We start from the raw sequence: 20,637 nt of genomic DNA on the forward strand, positions 1-20,637 counted from the left end.
GATGATAGCAGACACGCTGACATATAATACACGGCAGATTGCCGAATGGCAGGAAAATGGCGACTACGACTACAACCGCGAGTTGATGGGGTCGCAGATGAATCTCTTTGAATGGCTCATGGGTAAGATAAGTCGGTTCATTGAAGATTTGTTTTCAGATGTTTCATACGACACTAAGATTACATTATATATAATAGGTGGTGTCTCATTGCTGCTGCTTGTGTTATGGATAATATACAAGGTTAAGCCCAAATTATTCCACAGTAAGGAAGAAACCACATTGGATTATATTGAAGTTGAAGACACTATCTATGGCATAGACTTCTCAAAAGAGATTGAAGAAGCAAAAGAACGTGGCGATTGGTTTGAGGCCGTGAGGCTCATATATCTCGACACGTTGAAACATCTTTCTGACACAGGCAGGATTATATGGCAGCCGTGGAAGACTCCGATGCAGTACACTTACGAGATGCCGGATGCGGCTCTTGGCAAAATGACGCTTCAGTTCGTTAAGGTGAGATACGGAAAATACGAAGCAAGTGAGGATGATGTGAGAAATATGGAGGCATGGCAACAGTCGCTACAGTCTATCGGTGAGAAAGGAGGGGCTGATGAATAACAGCAAGATATTTGTATTTATAATAGCGTTATTGCTCGTAGTGGCAATACTTATCGAACTTTCCGTGCCAAAACAGTTCGATTGGGAACCAACGTTTAGTCATAAAAGCGAACAGCCATTCGGATCTCAACTCTTTGATAGTCTGGCCAAGATGAGTATGAAGAATGGTTATTCGGTAAGTAATACCACGTTTTATCAGTTGCGGAAACTCGGTTCAAAGAAACCGCAGAGCGTAATAACACTTTCTGCAGATTATTATGAAGGAATGTCTAGTACGGAAATGAATTCAATGCTTGCTTTCGTTGCTGATGGGAATAAGGTGCTTTTTTGCACTCATGGCTTTTCAAGTGAAATCCTTGATACATTGGAGTTGAACATGGATGAAGGAAATTTTTACTTTGGCATGTTCAAGAAATCGAGACTGTACGGATTGTTATACTATATGGACACATTGGTGTGGGATAAAGATTTTCTCTATAAAAAACAAGTTTACAATGTTTTTTCAGAACTTACCAATAGTTCTTTCAAGTTAGGTAATGATACAATTTATGCCGAAAAATATGATGAAACAAACATTGATAGTATTGCTTTAGCGGAAGATCAAGAAACTGAAGTTTACACGATGGATTGTGATACCTTTGTCAGGAAAACGAGCGAGGAGTGGAAACCTATTGCATGGAATTTAGAAGAGGGAAATAAAAGACCTGTCGTTATGAAACGCAAATGGGGAAAAGGAGAAATCGTGGTATGTTCAACACCATTGCTGTTCACGAACTACGGAATCATGGATGGTAAAAATGTGTCTTTCGTTTATCGCGTTCTAAACACTGTCAGCGACAATCCTGTGACACGTTTAACTAATCTTGGGGATGACGATCCGACAGAGAGTAATGTCAGTCTCTCTCCGATGCGCTTCTTCATTACCAATCCTCCGCTGCGTTGGGCAATGTATATGGCATTGCTCACTCTATTGCTTTTTATGATATTCACAGCCCGGCGCAGGCAGAGAGTGATTCCTGTGATAAAGAAACCGGAGAACTATCAACTTGAGTTTGCCAAACTCATAGGTACGTTATATTATCAAGAGGGTATTCATGGCGATTTGGTAAGGAAGAAATATCTGTTCTTTACCGAGTATCTGAGGCGCGAGATACAGATTGATATTGATGAAGATGCCGAGGATGAGGACAACTTCAATACGCTCTCACGTCACACCGGTATGCCGTTGAGTGATGTCAGTGCAAGGATAAAGACAGTGCGCCGTGCCTGCCGTAGCGATATGCCGATGACAGAGGAAGAAATGATAATGTATGTCGATTATATGAATGACATAGTATCGAGTATTTAAATTTAAACACATTTAATTATTAAAATAAATGGCTGAAGAACAAAACAGAATGGATCTGACGGTATTTTCGGAGAAGATACAGCAGTTGAGAGAAGAGATAAGAAAAGTGATAATAGGCCAGAACCAGTCGGTTGACCTTATTCTAACGGCAGTGCTTGCTAACGGTCATGTGCTGATAGAGGGTGTGCCGGGAGTGGCCAAGACACTTACTGCACGACTAATGGCACGACTTGTAAATGCCGGCTTCAGCAGAATACAGTTTACTCCGGACCTTATGCCGAGTGATGTGCTCGGTACAACGGTGTTCAATATGAAAGACTCGGAGTTTCATTTCCATGAAGGTCCGGTGTTCGCAGACATTGTTCTTGTTGACGAGATAAACCGCGCACCGGCAAAAACACAGGCGGCTCTGTTCGAAGTTATGGAGGAAAAACAGGTTAGCATAGACGGTACTACATACAAGATGGACGACCTCTTCACAATCATTGCCACGCAGAACCCTGTGGAGCAGGAGGGTACGTACAAACTTCCGGAAGCCCAACTCGACCGTTTCCTCATGAAGATAACGATGAACTACCCATCGGTTACCGAGGAAGAACAGATATTGCAACTTCATCAAGGGAAGCGCGACTTCGTGAAACTTGACGACATCAAACCTGTTATTTCAAAGGAAGAACTGATACAGTTGCGGCGTAATATAGATGATGTATATATCGATCCGGCGTTGATTCGATACATCGTTAACATCGTTCAGCAAACCAGAACGAGTAAGCGCGTTCTGCTTGGTGCTTCACCGAGAGCATCTGTTGCCATGATGCAGTCGGCAAAGGCTTTCGCCCTGCTGCAAGGACGTGACTTCGTTATTCCGGAAGATGTGAGGTTCGTAACACCGAGTATCTTGCAACACCGCATGATAATCACTGCAGAGGCAGAGATGGAAGGCTTCACACCGTTGAAGGTTACCCAACGCTTGATTGACAAAGTGGAGGTGCCTAAGTAATGTTTCTTACCAGAAGATTTTATATCGTAATAACTGCCGTAATACTGATAGTTGCCGCAGGATATTGGATTCCGCCGCTCTTTGTGGCGGGCAAGGTGTTGCTGTCACTTTTCCTTATTGCAGTACTCACGGAGACAGTGTTGCTCTATTGGCGGCGCGGAATAGCTTCGAGACGCTCATGTAGCGACAGATTTTCCAACGGTGACGACAATGTGGTCAGAGTGCATGTGGATAACACCTTTCCTTACAAGGTGAAGATTGAAGTGATTGACGAGATTCCTTTTGTCTTTCAGCGGCGCGACATATCCTTTAAGGCAGTGATAAAAGCCAAGGAAAGCACCACGATAGAGTATCATCTGAGACCGAAAGAGCGCGGAGTATATGGTTTCGGAAACATAAGAACGTTTGTCACGGTGGGTATTGGCTTCGTAAGTAGGCGTTTCACTGACAAGGTTTCACAGGACGTGAAGGTATATCCTTCTTTTCTTATGCTGCGCCGCTATGAGTTGCTTGCCATGAACAACAACCTCCAAGAACTCGGTATTAAGAGAATACGCCGCGTGGGACATAACACCGACTTTGAACAGATAAAGGAGTATGTGCAGGGTGACGACTACCGAACAATAAACTGGAAAGCCAGCGCACGCCGCCACGCGCTGATGGTGAATGTATATCAGGACGAACGTTCGCAGAACATATACAACATGATTGACCGAGGTCGTGTGATGCAGCAGTCTTTCGATGGTATGACATTGCTCGACTATGCCATAAACGCATCGCTCGTTCTTTCATACGTTGCCATAAGAAAGGATGACAAAGCAGGACTGATAACTTTCGACGAAAAGTTCGAAACATTTGTTCCGGCAGCAAAGCAGACAGGCCAGATGGAGACATTGATGGATTGTCTTTACAGTCAGAATGCATCATTCGGAGATACCGACTATTACTCGCTTTGCGTACATCTTGACAAGCATCTGAACCGGCGCAGTCTGCTTGTGCTTTACACCAACTTCTCTGACATGGTGTCAATGCGTCGTCAACTGTCTTACTTGCAGCAAATGGCACGCAAGCACGTACTGCTTGTAGTGTTCTTCCTCGACAAGGAACAACAGGAGTTCATAGAATCACCGGCGCGAGACGTGGAAGATTATTATCGCCATGTCATTGCCGAGAAATTCTCATACGAGAAAAGACTCATTGTGAGCACGTTGCGTCAGAATGGTATATACAGTCTGCTCACGGCACCTGCCCAACTCTCTGTCAATATAATAAATAAATATCTCGAACTGAAAGCAAGGCAGATTATTTCTTGATTTCTTGCCTGTTGCAGTATGGTATAGTATATATTAATGTGTGAAAAGAATTTTATGGTCGATTATTTTATATTCGATTTAGACGGCACGTTGCTCTACTCCCTTGGCGATTTGGCCGCGAGTACGAATCATGCGTTGCGTAGTTGTGGAATGCCTGAACATAGCATCGAGGATGTTCGCCGTTTCGTGGGAAACGGTGTGAAGATGCTTATGATAAGAGCCGTGCCCGGCGGTGAGGAAAATCCACGTTTCGATGAGGCCTATTCCACGTTTCGCGAGCATTACATGGAACATTGCTTCGACACCACTAAGCCATACGAAGGTATCCTTGAAACTCTTTCAGAACTGAAGATGCGTGGCAAACGTATGGCTATTGTGAGCAACAAGATGCAAGAGGCAACAGAACAACTGCGCCGTCGTTTCTTTGCCGATTATATTGATGTGGCAATAGGTGAGAGCGAAAGGATAAGGAAGAAACCTGCGCCCGATGCTGTTATTGAGGCCTTGAGACTGTTGGAATGTGACGACCGAGACCGCGCACTATATATAGGCGACAGCGATGTAGATATAGATACGGCTCGTGCTTCCGGTCTGCGGTGTGTCAGTGTTCTGTGGGGATTCCGTGACAGAGGCTTCCTTACAAACCACGGTGCTGATTGTCTGATAGACAGTCCGTCCGAACTCCTCGCTTTATAGTTCCCTACATCATTACAGGTTGATACGAGAAACCCCACGAATGACCTCTTTAAACACTTCGCGATTGAGGTGTCCTGATAGCATTTGGAAATTATTTCTTATTCGCCTTAATCAGTAGATTGACTCCGTAAAGTTTACTTTTGCTTTAGGTGATGTTATTCTTACCGCGCGTAGAATTTAAGCATTGCGATGTTAAAGATGGTAAGGTATTTGCTTTGCAGTTCGTTTTGTTTTGCAAGATACAGTTTGTCCTTACCGTTCATCAGTTCCACGATATTCTTCAGACCGAGTGTAAACTGCTCTTGCAGCAGGTTGAAACTTGCCTGTGCGCTCTCCGTGTTCACTCTTGCTGCCTTGAAACGTTTCTGGTTTGACTCTGCTTGTAGCCAATAATTCTCTATATTGCTATACAAGGTTGTAAGTTCATTCTCCAAGTCAAGCATGTAATTCTGTTTCTGAAACATAGCCTTATTTATGGCGGTTTTCGTCTGCCTGTTGTCCAATATCGGTATGCTTACGGTAACACCGGCACCTACGTTGAGATTGTTTTTCATCTGTGTACCCCAACCACTTTCGCTCATAGACGTTGTATTTGTAATGACACTCGCGTTAAGGCTCACCGTCGGCATCCTCTGTGCCTTTGCAAGACTCACGCTTAGGTTGCTGTTTTCTATTCCGAGTTGTACATTTCGTATCTCCGGTCGGTTGTTAGATGCTTTCCAGTAGATGTCCTTGAGTGTCGGAATTTCCTCCAGTGCCATTTCGTCTGTCATTTCCGGTATGCTCACATCAAATTCAGTATCAGTCAGTTGTAGCAGTTGTTTGAGTTGCCTCTTATAGTTCTTGACGTTCGTTTCTGCTTCAACAACATTATATTCGGCCTCTGCGCGTTGTGCAGTGAGTTGTGCGAGATCGGCCTTACTCATTTTTCCCACCTCCAACATCGTCCTTCCGCGTTCCTCGTTAACCATGCATGTCTTAAGGTTTTCCTTGTTCACGTTGATTGCTTCGCTGGTGTATATTATCTGTACGAACAACTGCACTATCTGTTCTTGTATGTTGTTCGCCGTTATGGCAGAGTCAAGTTCTGCCATGTCCTCGTTTATCTTGTTCTGTTTTATTGTCTTGGTGTTCTTTCCACCGTTCCATATTGTCCAGTTCGCATTCACTCCGTATGAACCGTTGTAGAAAACCTTATCAACCGAAGTCTGCACATATCCGTTCGCCACCGTTGCTCTTCCTGTTTCCGGCCAAGGTCTGTATGTCATATTCTGCGAAGTCTGTGCCATTATTGAGGGCAGCATATCGGCCTGCGACTGCAACACGTCCTCGTGCGAAATATGTTTCTTTATCCTGCTTTTCTTTATTTGAATGTTATGTTGTATGGCATAGTCCACGCAGTCCTGCATAGTCCACTTCTTTGATTCCTGTGCCGATACCGTGGCAAAGAATGTGCATAGAAAAAGAGCAAGTATTTTCGATTTCATTTTAAATGTGCTTATCTTGATTGATTGTTACGTGTAAAAAAAGGTTGAGTATAGTCTCAACCTTCAAGGCTTTTCATTCTTGCAATGTATTTTCCCAATATGTCGAACTCGATGTTCACTATCGTACCTATGCGTATGTCGCAGAAGTTCGTGTGCTCCATTGTGTAAGGTATTATTGCCACTTGGAATGTATCTTTTGTCGGATTACATACAGTCAGCGACACACCATTAACGGTAACACTGCCTTTATCCACAGTGAAATAGCCCCTGCCTATCATTTCAGGAGTTGTGTCGTGACGGAAAGTGAAGTATGTGCTTCCCTGCGCATCCTCCATAGCGATACATTCGGCCGTGGAATCCACATGTCCTTGCACGATATGTCCGTCGAGTCTGCCGTTAATCATCATCGAGCGTTCCACGTTCACTTTGTCACCCACTTTCATCAATCCGAGATTCGAGCGGTCGAGAGTCTCTTTCATTGCCGTTACCACATATTTGTCGCCTTCAATCTTCACCACCGTGAGACACACACCATTGTGGGCGACACTCTGGTCTATCTTCAGTTCGTTTGCAAACTCACATGTGAGCGTCAAATCTACGTTCTCTTTATATTTCTCTATGGCCACAACTGTGGCAAATGATTCTATGATACCACTGAACATATTATATTTCTATTGATGTTATATTTGTTGAGACTTGTTCACGCTCCACGCTTCATGTTGCCGGAGAGTTTTACTGTGATAGAGTGAGATTATCGCTCCACGCTCAACAAAAAGAAAATGGCCGTATCGATGAAGTGATGAAACTCCGAGCTGAAATAATTTGAGAACTCTCCGTCTTTGTAATCCACCGGCCCTACGGCTTAGGTTCACGAATGAACTTTATATGGCCCGCCATTGACAAAAGAAGTCTTCTCGGTTTTCTGTATTTATTTGATGAGTATCCCTATCTATACGATACGGCCAATATTATCTCCTTTTTCAAATGCAAAAATAGTATATTATCCGGTTAATTCCAAATATTTTAAGAATTATTCAATGAAAATTCGAATAGTTTTTCCATGAACTGTCGGGAATCAATAGTGCCGTATGCACCATTTATTACGCTATATTCGTCGTATGTCTTTACGCTGTCAGGCTCTATTCCTTTATGATATATTATGAATGGTACCGGCTCGTTTACGTGTATGCGCATTTCCACCGGGGTGGGGTGGTCGGGTAGTATTGCCATCACCACCGGTTCGTCCCATTTCATCACATTATTATATATAGGTGATATGAGCCGATGGTCGAGATTGCTTATGGCTTGCAGTTTCGTTTCGAGGTCACCGTCATGACCGGCCTCGTCGGTTGCTTCTACGTGTACGAAGACAAAGTCCTGTCGTGTGAGTGCTTCTATTGCCGCCTGTGCTTTTCCCTCATAGTTGGTGTTTGCAAGTCCGGTTGCTCCTTCCACATTTATTATGTCAAGCCCGGCATACCATCCAATGCCCCTTATAAGGTCAACGGCACTGATTACGCTACCGCTTTTAATGTTATGGTACATTTGTGATAGTTTACGCATTTTCGGTCGGTAACCTCCACTCCAAGGCCAGATACAATTGGCCTTTATTTCACCACTTTTGTAAAGAGGGTGTGCCGATAGGAGAGTGTGTGATTTCTCGATGAGCATGTTCAGTATGTCGGCCGTCTGTTGTCCGGTCATTCTTTGATGCTCGTTTCCGTTGGCATCGGTATATACATCGTGCCTGTCTGCCCATCCGTTTTCCGGTTTTACGCGAAGTGTATGCCATCGTTCTCCGATATGTTCGTGTGGCGAAGCGCATACAATGTGCTTGTTGCCGCCTTTTATTACGAGCAGATGCCGATATTGGTCACCTCTTACGAAATTCACCCTTTTGTCTCCGAGTTCTTTGTTCAGATATTCGATGAGTGTTTCGGCATAATCATCATTAATGTAGCCTCCCTTGTGATTGATAATCTTATCGTTGGAAACGGTTATCGTGTTGCATCGCAATGTCATGTCGTCTGCAGTCATTTCATAACCCATGCCCGCCGCTTCCAACGGCCCGCGCCCCTCAAACACCTCATTTAGGTCATACCCCAAGATTGCAGTGTTTGCCACTTCGCTCCCCGGCAGGAAACCATTCGGAACACTTATCAGTCGCCCGGTGCGTCCCTGTCGTGCAATTATATCCATGCAGGGCTTGTCTGCGTATTGCAGCAATGTCTTTCCACCGAGTCTTTCTACGGGATGATCAGACATGCCGTCACCAATAATGATAATATATTTCATCTTCAGCGGTCATGTCAAGTTTTTATAATCTTAGTGATATGTTGCCTGCATCAGGCCGGCGACGTTTCTTCGTTAATCTTTTATTGCCCGTTTTTTGATTATCAGTTTCTTCACCATGAAATAAGCGATGCCTAAAAGCACAATCGCAATGATGCCCCATTTTATATAATCGCCGTACTCCAAAAGTTTGTCGTGAAGTTGATCCTCCGGCACTATGGCATGCATATACCAGCCCAAGGCGGCAAGAATACTGTGCCATACTCCGGCACCGATTGTTGTATAGAGCAAGAATTTCCAGTAGTTCATCTTTGAAAGTCCTGCCGGTATCGAGATGAGGTGACGTATTCCGGGAATGAGACGGCCGGTAATTGTGGCAAACATTCCGTGGTTGTAGAAATATTTCTCGCTTTTCTCAACTTTCTGTTGGTTGAGCAGACACAGATGACCGACTTTGCTGTTTGCGAATTTATATATCAGGGGTCTGCCAAGATAATATCCCGCAAGATAATTTATCGTTGCTCCAAGGTCGGCTCCGAGTGTTGAGAAAAGTATAACGAGAAAAATATTCAGGTTACCACCTGCAGCATGATATGCCGCCGGCGATACCACCAATTCGGAAGGTACCGGAACGACGGTGCTTTCCAGCATCATCAGAAAGAATATTGCGGGATAATTCAGATTGTCGAGTAATGATGTAATCCAAGTCATTGTTGGGATGTTTTATTGTTTTTATTCATCGAGAGTTATTTCGCCAAGCAGTGTCTCTGCGGTGCGTGGGTCTTTCTCAAAAGCAATCTCCCGATATTTCAGATATTCGCTCTCATGGCCGGCATATAGACTGAACAGCGCATGATAGGCATATACTTCCGGCATTTCATCACCACAAACCTCTACAAGCGATACCGTTGTTAAATAGGCTGAAACATAAAGTTTACTTTCGTATAGTGCAATACCTATTTTTAGATAGATTTTTGGTGAGTAGCCGGAATTCTTTAATGCTTTTTCATAACACTGCTGTCCTTCCTCGTATTCACCTTTCGACATTAGCACCATACCTTTTATTATTTCCAACTCCAAGTGATTGCAGTCGGCTTGTTCGCTCTTCTCTATGTATTTCAGAGCCTCATCATAGCGTTCGAGCCTGCACAGAATCATGGTTAGTTCATTGTATATTTCTGTTGTATAGTCAGAGTCTATGGTGATTTTCTCCTCGGCCTTTTTCAGATGTTCCACTGCCTCCTGCAATTTGTCTTGAGCAAGCAAAGACAGGCCGACCATCATTTCGCCGGTCTCTTCGTCAGGACGTAACTCCGTGAAATGTTGGAAATGTTTTATTGCCTCGTCATAGTTGCCTAAATGGAAAAGTGCGTTACCTTTGTTTAGCAAGGCATCTTCGTCATTTGGGTTTATGGCTAAACTATATTCGCTGCTGATTATTGAATCCTCGATGTCGGTCTTAATAAGTTGCGTTTTGGCAAGCAAGTTCCAATAGTCTGATTGATATGGGTTATTGTCAATCAGTTCGTTCAATATCTCCTGACTCTTTTCCGTTTCTCCTTCGACTAACAGAATTCTTGCTTGAAGTTCTTTTTTTGAGTCGCTTTCTTCCGTTCCGCATTTTTCCAACCACGCCTTAGCCTTGTCAACGCAATTATAGTCCATATAGATTTTTGAAATTTCTTCGGCAATCTGTTCTTGTTCTTCTGCGTTATCGTGGTACACGCTGCTCAATATTGTCTCCGCCTCACTTTGCTGTCCGCGAGTGAGCATAATCTCTGCTTTCAGATATAGGTAGTCGATGTCTTGCACGTCAGACATTTTATCGGCTATCCACTCTGCCTCGTCCGGATCGTGTTCGTAGGTCAGCGACATGCGTGCTTTTATCATGATGGCATCATCGTTGTCCGGAAACATTTCCATTATATGGTTGATGAGTTTTTTTGCCTTTGGCACATTACCGTAAATACAATAATAGTCCACAATGTCGAGCAAGTCGTCAGGGTCGAAAAAGCGGTTCTCACCATTCTTCTCCGACTCCTCGAATGAGTTCAGTATATTCCTGAAATCCTTGCTGTTGTAATAGTTGTCTGTCATGCGGTAACAATATGGTTATATGCGTGCACTACTCATCGGTTCGCTCTTCGCGTTCTCAAGGTCACGCTTTTGCCATCTTTGCCCATGTGTCCTTCAGTCCCACTGTCTTGTTGAATACCGGATGTTCGGGTGTGGAACCGGTGTCTGCCATGAAATATCCGATGCGCTGGAATTGCAGATACTCTCCGGGCTTGCGGTCTGCTGCGAATGACTCGACATAACATTCGTTGAGAACGTTCAGTGATGTCGGGTTCAGTAGTTCGCGGAAGTCACGCTCGTCGGCACTTGGGTTCTCCACGTTGAACAGCCGGTCGTATTGTTTTACCTCGGCTTTCACGCAATGGTCGGCACTCACCCAGTGCAGAGTACCTTTTACCTTACGGTTTGCACCGTCCATTCCACTCTTGCTCTGTGGGTCGTATTCTGCCTGTATCTCGATTATGTTACCTTCGGCGTTCTTAGTACAACCGGTACATTTCACGATATATGCGTTCTTCAGTCTCACCTCTTTTCCCGGTGTCAGACGGAAGAATTTCTTCGGTGCGTCCTCCATGAAGTCCTCACGTTCTATCCATAGATTGCGACTGAAAGTTATGGTGTGTGTGCCGTCGGCCTCGTTTTCCGGGTTGTTCACGGCAATCATTTCCTCTGTTTCGCCCTCCGGATAGTTGGTGATGACAAGTTTCACGGGATTGAGCACTGCGCTCACTCTCAACGATTTGGCGTTAAGGTCTTCGCGCACAGCGGCTTCGAGCAATGCCATGTCGTTCAGAGCATCGAATTTCGTGTAGCCGATAGAGTCGATAAACTTGCGTATGCTCTCCGGCGAATATCCGCGTCGGCGCATTCCGCATATCGTTGGCATGCGCGGGTCGTCCCAACCGTCAACGAGATGCTCGTCCACGAGAGCCTTCAGTTTACGCTTCGACATTACCGTGTAGGTAAGGTTCAGACGATTGAACTCGATCTGTCGCGGACGATATACGCTTTGGTTTTCCATTGCCTGCAGTTCGTCAACGAAATGGTCGTATAGCGGACGGTGTGGAACAAATTCCAATGTGCATATAGAGTGGGTCACTCCCTCGAAATAATCGCTCTGTCCGTGTGCAAAGTCATACATCGGATAAACATGCCATTCGGTTCCGGTGCGATGATGTGGAGTTTGTATTATGCGGTAGATTATCGGGTCGCGGAAGTGCATATTAGGATTGCTCATGTCGAGTTTCGCTCTCAACACCATGGAACCTTCCACTGCTTCCGGCGTATTCATTGCATGGAACAGTCGCAGACTTTCCTCTATCGGGCGGTCTCTGTAAGGCGAGGGTGTGCCGGCCTGCGTGGGTGTTCCCTTTTGTTCGGCAATCTGTTCGCTTGTCTGCTCGTCAACGTATGCCTTGCCTTGTTCTATAAGCCAAATTGCGAAGTCCCATAGTTTCTTGAAATAGTCTGAGGCATAATAAAGATTTCCCCATTTAAATCCGAGCCACTGTATGTCGTTGAGTATGGAGTCAACATATTCTGTTCCTTCTTTTGATGGATTGGTGTCATCGAAGCGCAGGTTGCATACTCCGTTGTAGTTTTCAGCCACACCAAAGTCCATACATATCGCTTTTGCATGCCCGATGTGCAGATAGCCGTTCGGTTCGGGTGGGAAACGTGTCTGAATACGACCTCCGTTCTTTCCTTCGGCAAGGTCTTGTTCCACTGATTGTTCCACGAAACTAATGCTTTTCTTCTCCTCTTTGGCGTTCTCTTGTAGCATTGTCATATATTATATATTTTTTGATTTTCGATTTTTGGCGACATAATGTCGCATATAAAACTTTGCAAAGTTACACATTTTATTTTTTATAACAGATATAATTACAAAAATTAATTTATAAACAAAGTGGCGTATATATGTCGATTAACTCTTTCTTGATGTATGTTTATGATTTTTTATTATAATTTAGGTGACAAAATATTTATGTGTTCGTTTTTTAGCGTAATTGTGCGATACGGGTATGCAAGTGACATTAGAGTTGTAACTTTGCTTTTCCTCTATTTCATAATCTTCATTTGTCCTACTGTTATTAGGCAACAGGTTATTGAACGCTCTGCAATTTGGGCGAGTTTGCCGACCAAATTGGGCGAAATTGAAAAGCAAAATAGGCGAATTTGGTTTGCAAATTCGCCTGTTTTACTTATTTTATGCCATGCTTATTGAGAGCATCGGAGTATCTTTTGGCATTTTGAAGGTGCTCTTCGTATGTCTTGGCAAAGTTATGTGTGCCGCTGAAATCTTCTTTTGCGCACATGTATAGGTAGTCGTGGTTGGCATGGTTCAGCACCGCGTCGATTCCCGCAACGGTAGGTATGCGTATCGGTCCGGGTGGCAGACCCTTGTTCCGATAAGTGTTGAACGGACTGTTCACTGATAACTGTCCGTGATATATGCGTTTCAGTTCAAATTGTTTCAGGGCGAACTTCACTGTCGGGTCGGCCTGCAATGGCATGTCTTCGCGCAGTCTGTTGAGATACATCTGTGCCACCATAGGCTTCTCGTCATTGTTTGCAGTCTCCTCGTCAACAATACTTGCGAGTGTGATTATCTGCACCTCTGTCATTCCCAGTGCCTTTGCCTTGCGCCGTCTGTCTTCGTTCCAGAACGTTCGGCTCTCTTTCTGCATTCGGTCGAGCAGTTCTTTTGCCGATATTGTCCAATAAACATCGTATGTATTGGGAATGAAAAGACATGCAATGGTAAGTGTGTCGAGTCCGTATCGTGAACAGGTGGCCGGGTTGGTGAGTTCTTTTACCAGTTCGAGTGAGTCGATTTGCAGTTTATTTCCCAGCACCGCCGCGAGTTTGTCTGTTGTTCTCACGCTCGGAATGGTGAGATGCAAGGGCGTTTGTGTGCCGTTCTTCAGGTTTCTGAGCAGTCGCAGTGCCCCAATTCCGGGTTTCACTGCATATCTGCCCTGTATGATTTTTTCTGCATATCCATCGTGCCTTGCCAGCATCGAGAAAGCCGACATTCCTGCCGATGTTGTCATGGTGTCGAGCCTTGCATATATAGAGTCTATGTTGTCGTCACCGTCTATATATAAATAGTATGTCTTTCCGTCTTTGGCTAAAGATGCGAAAAGATAGAAATAAGCCGCTCCTATGACTATCGCCAAGCAAATAAAAATAGGTATAAAATATTTTTTTGATGTGATTTTATTCATGATGGATTCCGTTTATACTTTATTATTTTGCGTGCAAAATTACAAAATACTGATGTCAAAACATCAAAAATATTATTTTTTTTTGTTTTTATCTTTTTTATTATTAACTTTGCCGGCAGTAAAAAGAAAAACTAAAATAACGCATTAGATAATGAAGTCTCCAAATAACAGGGCTTTTATCTTGTCAAGTATCATTACGGTAATTGATTGGTTGACGTTCAATGCTGTATTGCTTCTGTGCTATCTGTTCAATATATGGCCATATACAGACGATCATATCCTCGTTTTTTCTGATGTGCTTATTGCCAATATTTCATATTTTATTGCGCATTTATTTGTCGGAATCACGCTTCACAGCCGTTCCTCTACACCCGCTTCGGTGTTGCGTAACACGTCGCGTACAGCCTTGATGTTCATCATCGTGAATGCAGCAGTCTTGGGTATGGCTCATCTTGTGGTGCCTGGATTTTGGCGTTCGCTTTTCGTTGCATCTGTGGTGTTCGGCTCTATAAGTATTGAACGATTGTTGGTTCGCGACTTGCTGAAAAAAATGAGGGGTGCGGGGCGTAATCAAATGACTACTGTCATAATCGGTTATGGCTATATGGTGGAGCGTGTGGCCGAGATTATGCACGACCAATGGAACGGCTATCAACTGCTCGGCATCTTTTCTTCGGGTGAGATAAACGACAAATATAAACGGCTGGGCAATATCGATAATGTTATATACTGGCTTGAGAACAATAGTGTTGATGAAATATATATAGCGTCAAATGTATATAACGACGATGAGATAAAGCCTTTGTTGAAACTATGTTACCGCAAAATGATCAGGTTGTATTACATACCGAGAAGTCACTCCGCATACAACCGGCATACCGAGGTTTTGGAAATGGGGAATGTGTATGTCATGGCGCAATACAAGGAACCGCTGATGAGTACAAAGCAAAGGGTGAAGAAGAGAGCGTTCGACGTATTCTTCTCGGCTTTTTTCTTGGTATTTCTTTTCCCTTGGGTGTTGCTCATTGTGGCTATAATAACAAAGATAACCATGCCCGGACCGATATTCTTCAAGCAGAAACGTACCGGTTATGACGGCAAGGACTTTACGTGTTACAAATTCCGTTCGATGAAGATTAACGGTGACAGTGACAAGGTGCAGGCAACGCAAGGGGATCCAAGAGTGACGAAGTGGGGACGATTCATGCGTCATACCAATATCGATGAGTTGCCGCAGTTCATAAATGTGCTCATGGGTGACATGAGCATCGTTGGGCCGCGTCCTCACATGCTTGCACATACCGAATATTATTCGGAGAAGATTGGCGACTACATGATACGCCATTACGTTAAACCTGGCATTACCGGTTGGGCACAGACACATGGTGAACGGGGCGAAACGAAGACCGTTGACGATATGGCGAGAAGGGTGGAGAAGGACATTTGGTATATCGAGCACTGGAATTTTTGGCTCGATATTCAGATAATCTTCAAGACAATAAAGGATGCCATTGTTGGTGACGACAAGGCATACTAAATAGTTTTTTCTTTTTACTATTATATAAATGACAATAGCGATAGATTTTGATGGTACTGTTGTTGAGCACAGATACCCTGAAATAGGTGCGGAAATACCGTTCGCGACAGAGACTTTGAAAATGCTCATCAAAGATCAGCATAAACTTATATTGTGGAGCGTGAGAGAAGGGAAACTGCTCGACGAGGCCGTGAATTGGTGCCGGGAGAGGGGAGTGGAGTTCTATGCCGTAAACAAGGACTATCCTGAAGAGAGTGTCGCTAACAACAATCACTTCAGTCGTAAACTGAAGGCCGACCTCTTCATAGACGACCGTAACATAGGCGGACTGCCTGATTGGGGGACGATTTATCAAATGATAAAACACAACAAGTCGCTCGAAGACGTTATGAGAGAGCGACTCGGCCATATCTCCGAATATGACAGGCCAAAGAAAAAGCACTGGTGGCAGATAGGTTGACACCGGTGCTTGCTTAACCTCAATCGATCATTAGACAGCATTTGCTTATATTTGTTATTGCCGGTATGCTGTTCTACTGCTTTAGTCCGCTTGCTGACATCTGAGCAACCATTACATCTTAACGTAGCCCGCTACGCCTTCGATGAAACGTCTGCACATCTGCTCAACAATCGAACAAAATCAGTTGAGGATTCTAATGGCCGATTGGGGGTAATTTTATTGATTTTTGTGGCTTCGCCTTTATTCCTAATCTGTCAGAAAGGTTTGCGGAAGAGGCACGGCTCTTGTGCATCGTTCCACCTCGAACAACCATAGGCGGTTTTGCCTTTTATTATCTTTCCTTTTCCACACAAAGGGCATTTCATGCCTGTGCGGAAACGTTTGTTGGTGGTTTCAGAAGTTTTTTTATCGCCCTTCGGTGACTGTTTTTTTTCATCTGCGGCAGGTGCAGCGGTCACGTGGCGGTTGGTGTTGTCGGCGATAACCTGTTTCACTATTTGCGTCACCTGCTCTTTCAGCCCATTGATGAACTCCTCCGGCGAACCTTTTCCATGCTCTATGTCGCGCAGACGCTTCTCCCAAATGCCCGTTAGTTCGGGACTTTTCAGCAGTTCTTCGTGTATAATGTCTATCAGTTCGATACCGGTGGGCGTTGCCACGAGATTTTTCTTCTCTCTCTTTATATAGTTACGCTTGAACAGAGTCTCTATTATTCCGGCGCGTGATGACGGCCGTCCGATGCCGTTTTCTTTCATTGCCGACCGCAGTTCGTCATCGTCAACAAATTTTCCGGCCGTTTCCATTGCCCTCAGTAGTGATGCCTCGGTGTAGTGTTTGGGCGGTGTGGTGATTTTTTCGGTCAGCGTAGGCGTGTGTACTCCGCTCTCGCCTTTTGCGAAATCGGGAAGTGTGCGTTCTTCGCTGTTGCTCTCTGTCGTTGTCTCTTGCGGATTGATGGTTTTTTCCTGCGTGTCCGCTGTGTTTTGTTCGGCATAAACCACTCTCCAGCCTTGGTCTGTAATCAACTTTCCCGAAGCCTTGAACTCTATATCCTCCACCTTTCCCAATACCGTGGTAGTGGCAAATTTGCAGTCGGGATAGAACGCTGCGATGAAGCGGCGCGCCACGAGGTCGAACACTTTCTGCTCGTCATCGGTGAGTCCGCGTGGTGGTACTCCTGTGGGAATTATGGCATGGTGGTCGGTCACTTTTGACGTGTCGAACACTCGTTTTGACTTCTTCAGCGGTTTTCCGCTCAGCGTTTTCACCAATTCGGCATACGGATACTGCCCATTGAAGGTCGTCTTGAAAAGTCCGTTCATGGTCTGCGGACATTTCGGATATATGTCGTCGGAGAGATATTGCGTATCCACACGCGGGTATGTAGTGACTTTTTTCTCGTAAAGACTTTGAATAAGGTTGAGCGATTTTTCTGCCGAGAAACCGTATTTGCGGTTCAGATCCACCTGTAATGACGTTAGGTCGTAGAGTTGTCGGGGAGTCTCGGTGCCATTCTTTTTCTGAACATCGGTCACGCAGAAAGGTTTGTCGGCAATGGTTGCGAATGCTTTCTCGCCCTCTTCTTTTGATACGAACTTGCCACTTGTGGCCGTGAACTGAGTGTCACGGTATATTGTGGCGAGTACCCAGTATGGTTCGGGTTTGAAGTTGTCTATCTCCTTCTGGCGGTTGACAATCATTGCCAGTGTCGGAGTTTGCACCCTGCCGATGCTAAGTACCTGACGGTTCTGTCCATACTTCACGGTGTAGAGTCGCGTGGCGTTTATTCCGAGCAGCCAGTCGCCTATTGCGCGTGACATTCCGGCCATATATAAGGGTTGATATTCGTTTTGGTCTTTCAGTTTTTCGAAGCCCTCGCGTATCGCCTCGTCGGTCATCGACGAAATCCACAGTCGTTTCACAGGGCACGTCGCGCCTGCTTTCTGCATCACCCAACGCTGTATCAGTTCTCCCTCTTGTCCCGCGTCGCCACAGTTTATTATCCCTTCGGCGCTCTTCATCAGTTGCTGTATCACGGCAAACTGCTGTTTTATGCTCGATTGTTCTATCAGTTTTATCCCGAAGCGTTGCGGTATAATGGGCAGTGAAGCGAGACTCCAGGCTTTCCACATCGGCGTGTAGTCGTCCGGCATCTTCAGTTCACAAAGGTGCCCGAAGGTCCATGTCACTTGGTAACCGTTGCCCTCCATATACCCCTGTCGTTGCGATGTGGCTCCGATGATGCGTGCTATGTCTCTTGCCACGCTTGGTTTTTCTGCGATACAAACAATCATTGCAATTTGTCATTTATTTGCATGCAAAGGTAACAATTTTTACTTAAAAACGTTTTTTTTTATGCAAAAGCCTTTGTTATTTCGATTTTTTTTATATCTTTGCAGTGTTTAACTATGAAGACATAGTCTTTTTTGTTTACACGTAGTAGGATTTTAAAATGCTAAGAACATTATGAAAGTAGGTTTATTTATACCATGTTATGTTGATGCCGTATTCCCTGAAGTGGGTGTCGCAACTTATAGGTTGTTGAAGCATTTGGGCGTTGACGTAACCTATCCGCTCAATCAAACGTGTTGCGGACAGCCTATGGCGAATGCCGGGTTCGAGAAGATGGCAAAGCCTTTGGCCGAGAAGTTCGAAAATATGTTTAAAGGTTTCGATTATGTCGTGGCTCCATCCGTGAGTTGTACGGCCTTCGTTAAGCTTAATTATCCACGACTGTTGAAAGATCGTCACGAGTGTATGACAGCCGAAAAGATAATGGATGTCGTGGAGTTTATGCACGATGTACTGAAGGTTGACTGTCCTTTGGGCAAGATGAATGCCAAGGTAAGCGTTCACAATTCTTGTCACGGAGTGCGCGAACTTGGACTCTCATCATCGTCAGAACAGAACGTTCCGAAGTTCAATAAGATAATCGACCTATTGCAGTTGGTGGAAGGTCTGGAGATTGTGGAGCCGGAACGTTCAGACGAATGTTGTGGTTTCGGAGGAATGTTCGCCATAGAAGAAACTTCCGTAAGCGAGCAGATGGGAATAGATAAAGTGAAACGTCACATAGAGACAGGGGCACGTTATGTCACCGGTCCCGACTGTTCGTGTCTCATGCACATGGCTGGCATAGCAAAGAAGCGCGCCATGCCTATCGAGTTTAAGCACGTAGTAGAAATTTTAGCGACAGGATTATGAGCACAACACATTCATTGGCAGCAGATAAGTTCCTGAAAAATCAGAAGTATGCTGCATGGCACGACGCAACGTTTTGGTCGGTGCGTACCAAGAGAGATAATATGGCAATGGGACTTGATGAATGGGAACAGTTGCGCGAGAAGGCTTCCCTCATAAAGCGTCACACGATTACTCATCTTGATAAATATCTCGAACAGTTTGCCACAAACGCCGAGAAGAACGGATGTATTGTCCACTGGGCGAGTGATGCACGTGAGTTTAACGAGATTGTATTGGGTATTCTGTGTGAACATCGCGTGAAGAAATTGGTCAAGAGTAAGTCCATGCTTACAGAGGAATGTGATATGAATCCATACCTTGAGATGCATGGCATAGAAGTGGTGGAAACCGATCTCGGCGAGCGTATCATACAGTTGAAAGGCCAGAAGCCAAGTCATATCGTTATGCCTGCAATCCACTTGAACCACGATGACGTAGGAGAACTCTTCGAAAAAGAACTCAGTACCGAGCCGGGCAACCACGACCCTACATATCTTACATATATGGCGCGTCTCAGTTTGCGCAACGAGTTCCTCACGGCAGATGCAGGAATGACAGGTGCAAACTTTGGTGTGGCCGAAACAGGAGACATCGTGGTGTGTACGAATGAGGGTAATGCCGACATGAGTACATCGTGTCCTAAACTGCATATTGCTGCTATGGGAATTGAGAAACTGGTGCCTGATTATGACAGTCTTGCCGTGTTCCAACGCATGCTTTGCCGTGCCGGAACTGGTCAGCCGACAACAACCTATACCAGCCACTTCCGCAAAGCGCGTCCAACGGCAGAGAAAATGCACATCATATTGGTGGATAACGGACGCTCGGAATGGATTGCCGACCCGGAACATTGGGAGGTTCTGAAGTGCATAAGATGTGGTTCGTGCATGAATACATGTCCTGTTTATCGCCGTTCCGGAGGATACAGTTACAGTTATTTCATTCCCGGTCCTATCGGAATCAACCTCGGTATGCTGCGCAGCAAACTGCAACATTCCGGCAATGTGTCGGCATGTACGCTCTGCCTTAGTTGTCAAACGTTGTGCCCTGTGAAGATAGATCTCGGCGACCAGATTTACAAGTGGCGACAGCATCTTGACGAATATGGCACTGCTAACAAACAAAAGAAACTGATGTGCAAGGCAATGAGTTTCCTATATGGCAATTCCGGATTGTATAACACGGCATTGAAGTTCGCCCCGATAGCCAACTATGTGCCTTCATTCCTTATGGAGTGCAGCCTTAATCCTTGGGCAAAGGGGCATAAAATGATGACCTTCCCCAAGAAGAGTTTCCACGATATGTTCAAGAGTGGAATGCTGAAATGAAGGCGGTG

At 44.9% G+C, this 20,637-nt stretch carries 17 protein-coding genes; 9 read left to right on the forward strand and 8 right to left on the reverse strand.

From position 1 onward, the window contains the following. Position 1 precedes the first annotated feature (1 nt). The 5 genes from EHV08_RS11085 to EHV08_RS11105 are packed head-to-tail and all read left to right on the forward strand — an operon-like array spanning position 2 to position 4,976. Complete coding sequence (locus EHV08_RS11085; protein WP_126679325.1) at positions 2 to 619, forward strand: DUF4129 domain-containing protein; 618 nt, start codon at positions 2 to 4, stop codon at positions 617 to 619. After that, positions 612 to 1,967 carry a DUF4350 domain-containing protein gene (locus EHV08_RS11090; protein WP_126679326.1) on the forward strand — a complete coding sequence of 452 codons (1,356 nt, stop codon included), beginning with the start codon at positions 612 to 614 and terminating at the stop codon, positions 1,965 to 1,967. The genes EHV08_RS11085 and EHV08_RS11090 overlap by 8 nt, the downstream gene beginning before the upstream one ends. 28 nt (positions 1,968 to 1,995) lie before the next feature. Next, positions 1,996 to 2,967, forward strand: coding sequence for an AAA family ATPase (locus EHV08_RS11095; RefSeq protein ID WP_126679327.1), 972 nt, complete (start codon positions 1,996 to 1,998; stop codon positions 2,965 to 2,967). Further along, entirely contained in the window at positions 2,967 to 4,280 is a 1,314-nt protein-coding gene (locus EHV08_RS11100; protein WP_126679328.1) for a DUF58 domain-containing protein, read from the forward strand. Before EHV08_RS11095 ends, EHV08_RS11100 begins: the two co-directional genes overlap by 1 nt. 54 nt (positions 4,281 to 4,334) lie before the next feature. Next, positions 4,335 to 4,976 (forward strand): HAD family hydrolase, encoded by a 642-nt coding sequence (locus tag EHV08_RS11105; RefSeq protein WP_126679329.1) that lies wholly within the window; start codon positions 4,335 to 4,337, stop codon positions 4,974 to 4,976. 161 nt (positions 4,977 to 5,137) lie between these two features. Here EHV08_RS11105 and EHV08_RS11110 read toward each other — a convergent pair whose 3' ends face one another. The 7 genes from EHV08_RS11110 to mltG all read right to left on the reverse strand — a co-directional run bounded on the left by EHV08_RS11110 (position 5,138) and on the right by mltG (position 14,061). Continuing rightward, positions 5,138 to 6,463 (reverse strand): TolC family protein, encoded by a 1,326-nt coding sequence (locus tag EHV08_RS11110; protein WP_126679330.1) that lies wholly within the window; start codon positions 6,461 to 6,463, stop codon positions 5,138 to 5,140. Positions 6,464 to 6,519: 56 nt separating this feature from the next. After that, entirely contained in the window at positions 6,520 to 7,125 is a 606-nt protein-coding gene (locus tag EHV08_RS11115; RefSeq protein WP_126679331.1) for a riboflavin synthase, read from the reverse strand. A 361-nt stretch (positions 7,126 to 7,486) separates the two neighbouring features. Beyond that, positions 7,487 to 8,758 carry a cofactor-independent phosphoglycerate mutase gene (locus EHV08_RS11120; RefSeq protein WP_126679332.1) on the reverse strand — a complete coding sequence of 424 codons (1,272 nt, stop codon included), beginning with the start codon at positions 8,756 to 8,758 and terminating at the stop codon, positions 7,487 to 7,489. Positions 8,759 to 8,830: 72 nt separating this feature from the next. After that, positions 8,831 to 9,466: a DedA family protein gene (locus EHV08_RS11125; RefSeq protein ID WP_126679333.1), complete on the reverse strand. Its 636-nt coding sequence runs from the start codon at positions 9,464 to 9,466 to the stop codon at positions 8,831 to 8,833. 21 nt (positions 9,467 to 9,487) lie between these two features. Further along, the gene (locus EHV08_RS11130; protein ID WP_126679334.1) at positions 9,488 to 10,852 is read right to left on the reverse strand and encodes a tetratricopeptide repeat protein; all 1,365 of its coding nucleotides are present in this window, start codon (positions 10,850 to 10,852) and stop codon (positions 9,488 to 9,490) included. 61 nt (positions 10,853 to 10,913) lie between these two features. Beyond that, positions 10,914 to 12,620 (reverse strand): glutamine--tRNA ligase/YqeY domain fusion protein, encoded by a 1,707-nt coding sequence (locus EHV08_RS11135; protein WP_126679335.1) that lies wholly within the window; start codon positions 12,618 to 12,620, stop codon positions 10,914 to 10,916. A gap of 415 nt (positions 12,621 to 13,035) precedes the next feature. Beyond that, the gene (gene mltG, locus EHV08_RS11140; RefSeq protein ID WP_126679336.1) at positions 13,036 to 14,061 is read right to left on the reverse strand and encodes an endolytic transglycosylase MltG; all 1,026 of its coding nucleotides are present in this window, start codon (positions 14,059 to 14,061) and stop codon (positions 13,036 to 13,038) included. A gap of 151 nt (positions 14,062 to 14,212) precedes the next feature. On the opposite strand from mltG, the gene EHV08_RS11145 reads away from it, so the two are divergent. Beyond that, the gene (locus EHV08_RS11145) at positions 14,213 to 15,598 is read left to right on the forward strand and encodes an undecaprenyl-phosphate glucose phosphotransferase (RefSeq protein WP_126679337.1); all 1,386 of its coding nucleotides are present in this window, start codon (positions 14,213 to 14,215) and stop codon (positions 15,596 to 15,598) included. Positions 15,599 to 15,626: 28 nt separating this feature from the next. Then, complete coding sequence (locus EHV08_RS11150; protein WP_126679338.1) at positions 15,627 to 16,058, forward strand: BT0820 family HAD-type phosphatase; 432 nt, start codon at positions 15,627 to 15,629, stop codon at positions 16,056 to 16,058. 254 nt (positions 16,059 to 16,312) lie between these two features. On the opposite strand, the gene EHV08_RS11155 is transcribed toward EHV08_RS11150, so the two are convergent. Further along, entirely contained in the window at positions 16,313 to 18,352 is a 2,040-nt protein-coding gene (locus EHV08_RS11155) for a DNA topoisomerase 3 (protein WP_126679339.1), read from the reverse strand. 172 nt (positions 18,353 to 18,524) lie between these two features. Between EHV08_RS11155 and EHV08_RS11160 the strand changes: the two genes are divergently transcribed. Both EHV08_RS11160 and EHV08_RS11165 read left to right on the forward strand, forming a co-directional pair. Then, a complete protein-coding gene (locus EHV08_RS11160) occupies positions 18,525 to 19,262 on the forward strand; it encodes a (Fe-S)-binding protein (protein WP_126679340.1) in 738 nt (245 codons plus the stop codon). Continuing rightward, the gene (locus EHV08_RS11165; RefSeq protein WP_126679341.1) at positions 19,259 to 20,629 is read left to right on the forward strand and encodes a lactate utilization protein B; all 1,371 of its coding nucleotides are present in this window, start codon (positions 19,259 to 19,261) and stop codon (positions 20,627 to 20,629) included. The genes EHV08_RS11160 and EHV08_RS11165 overlap by 4 nt, the downstream gene beginning before the upstream one ends. The last annotated feature ends 8 nt before the right edge of the window (positions 20,630 to 20,637 follow it).

Origin of the sequence: Prevotella koreensis (assembly GCF_003977605.1) — a bacterium.
Taxonomy (GTDB): Bacteria; Bacteroidota; Bacteroidia; order Bacteroidales; family Bacteroidaceae; genus Prevotella; species Prevotella koreensis.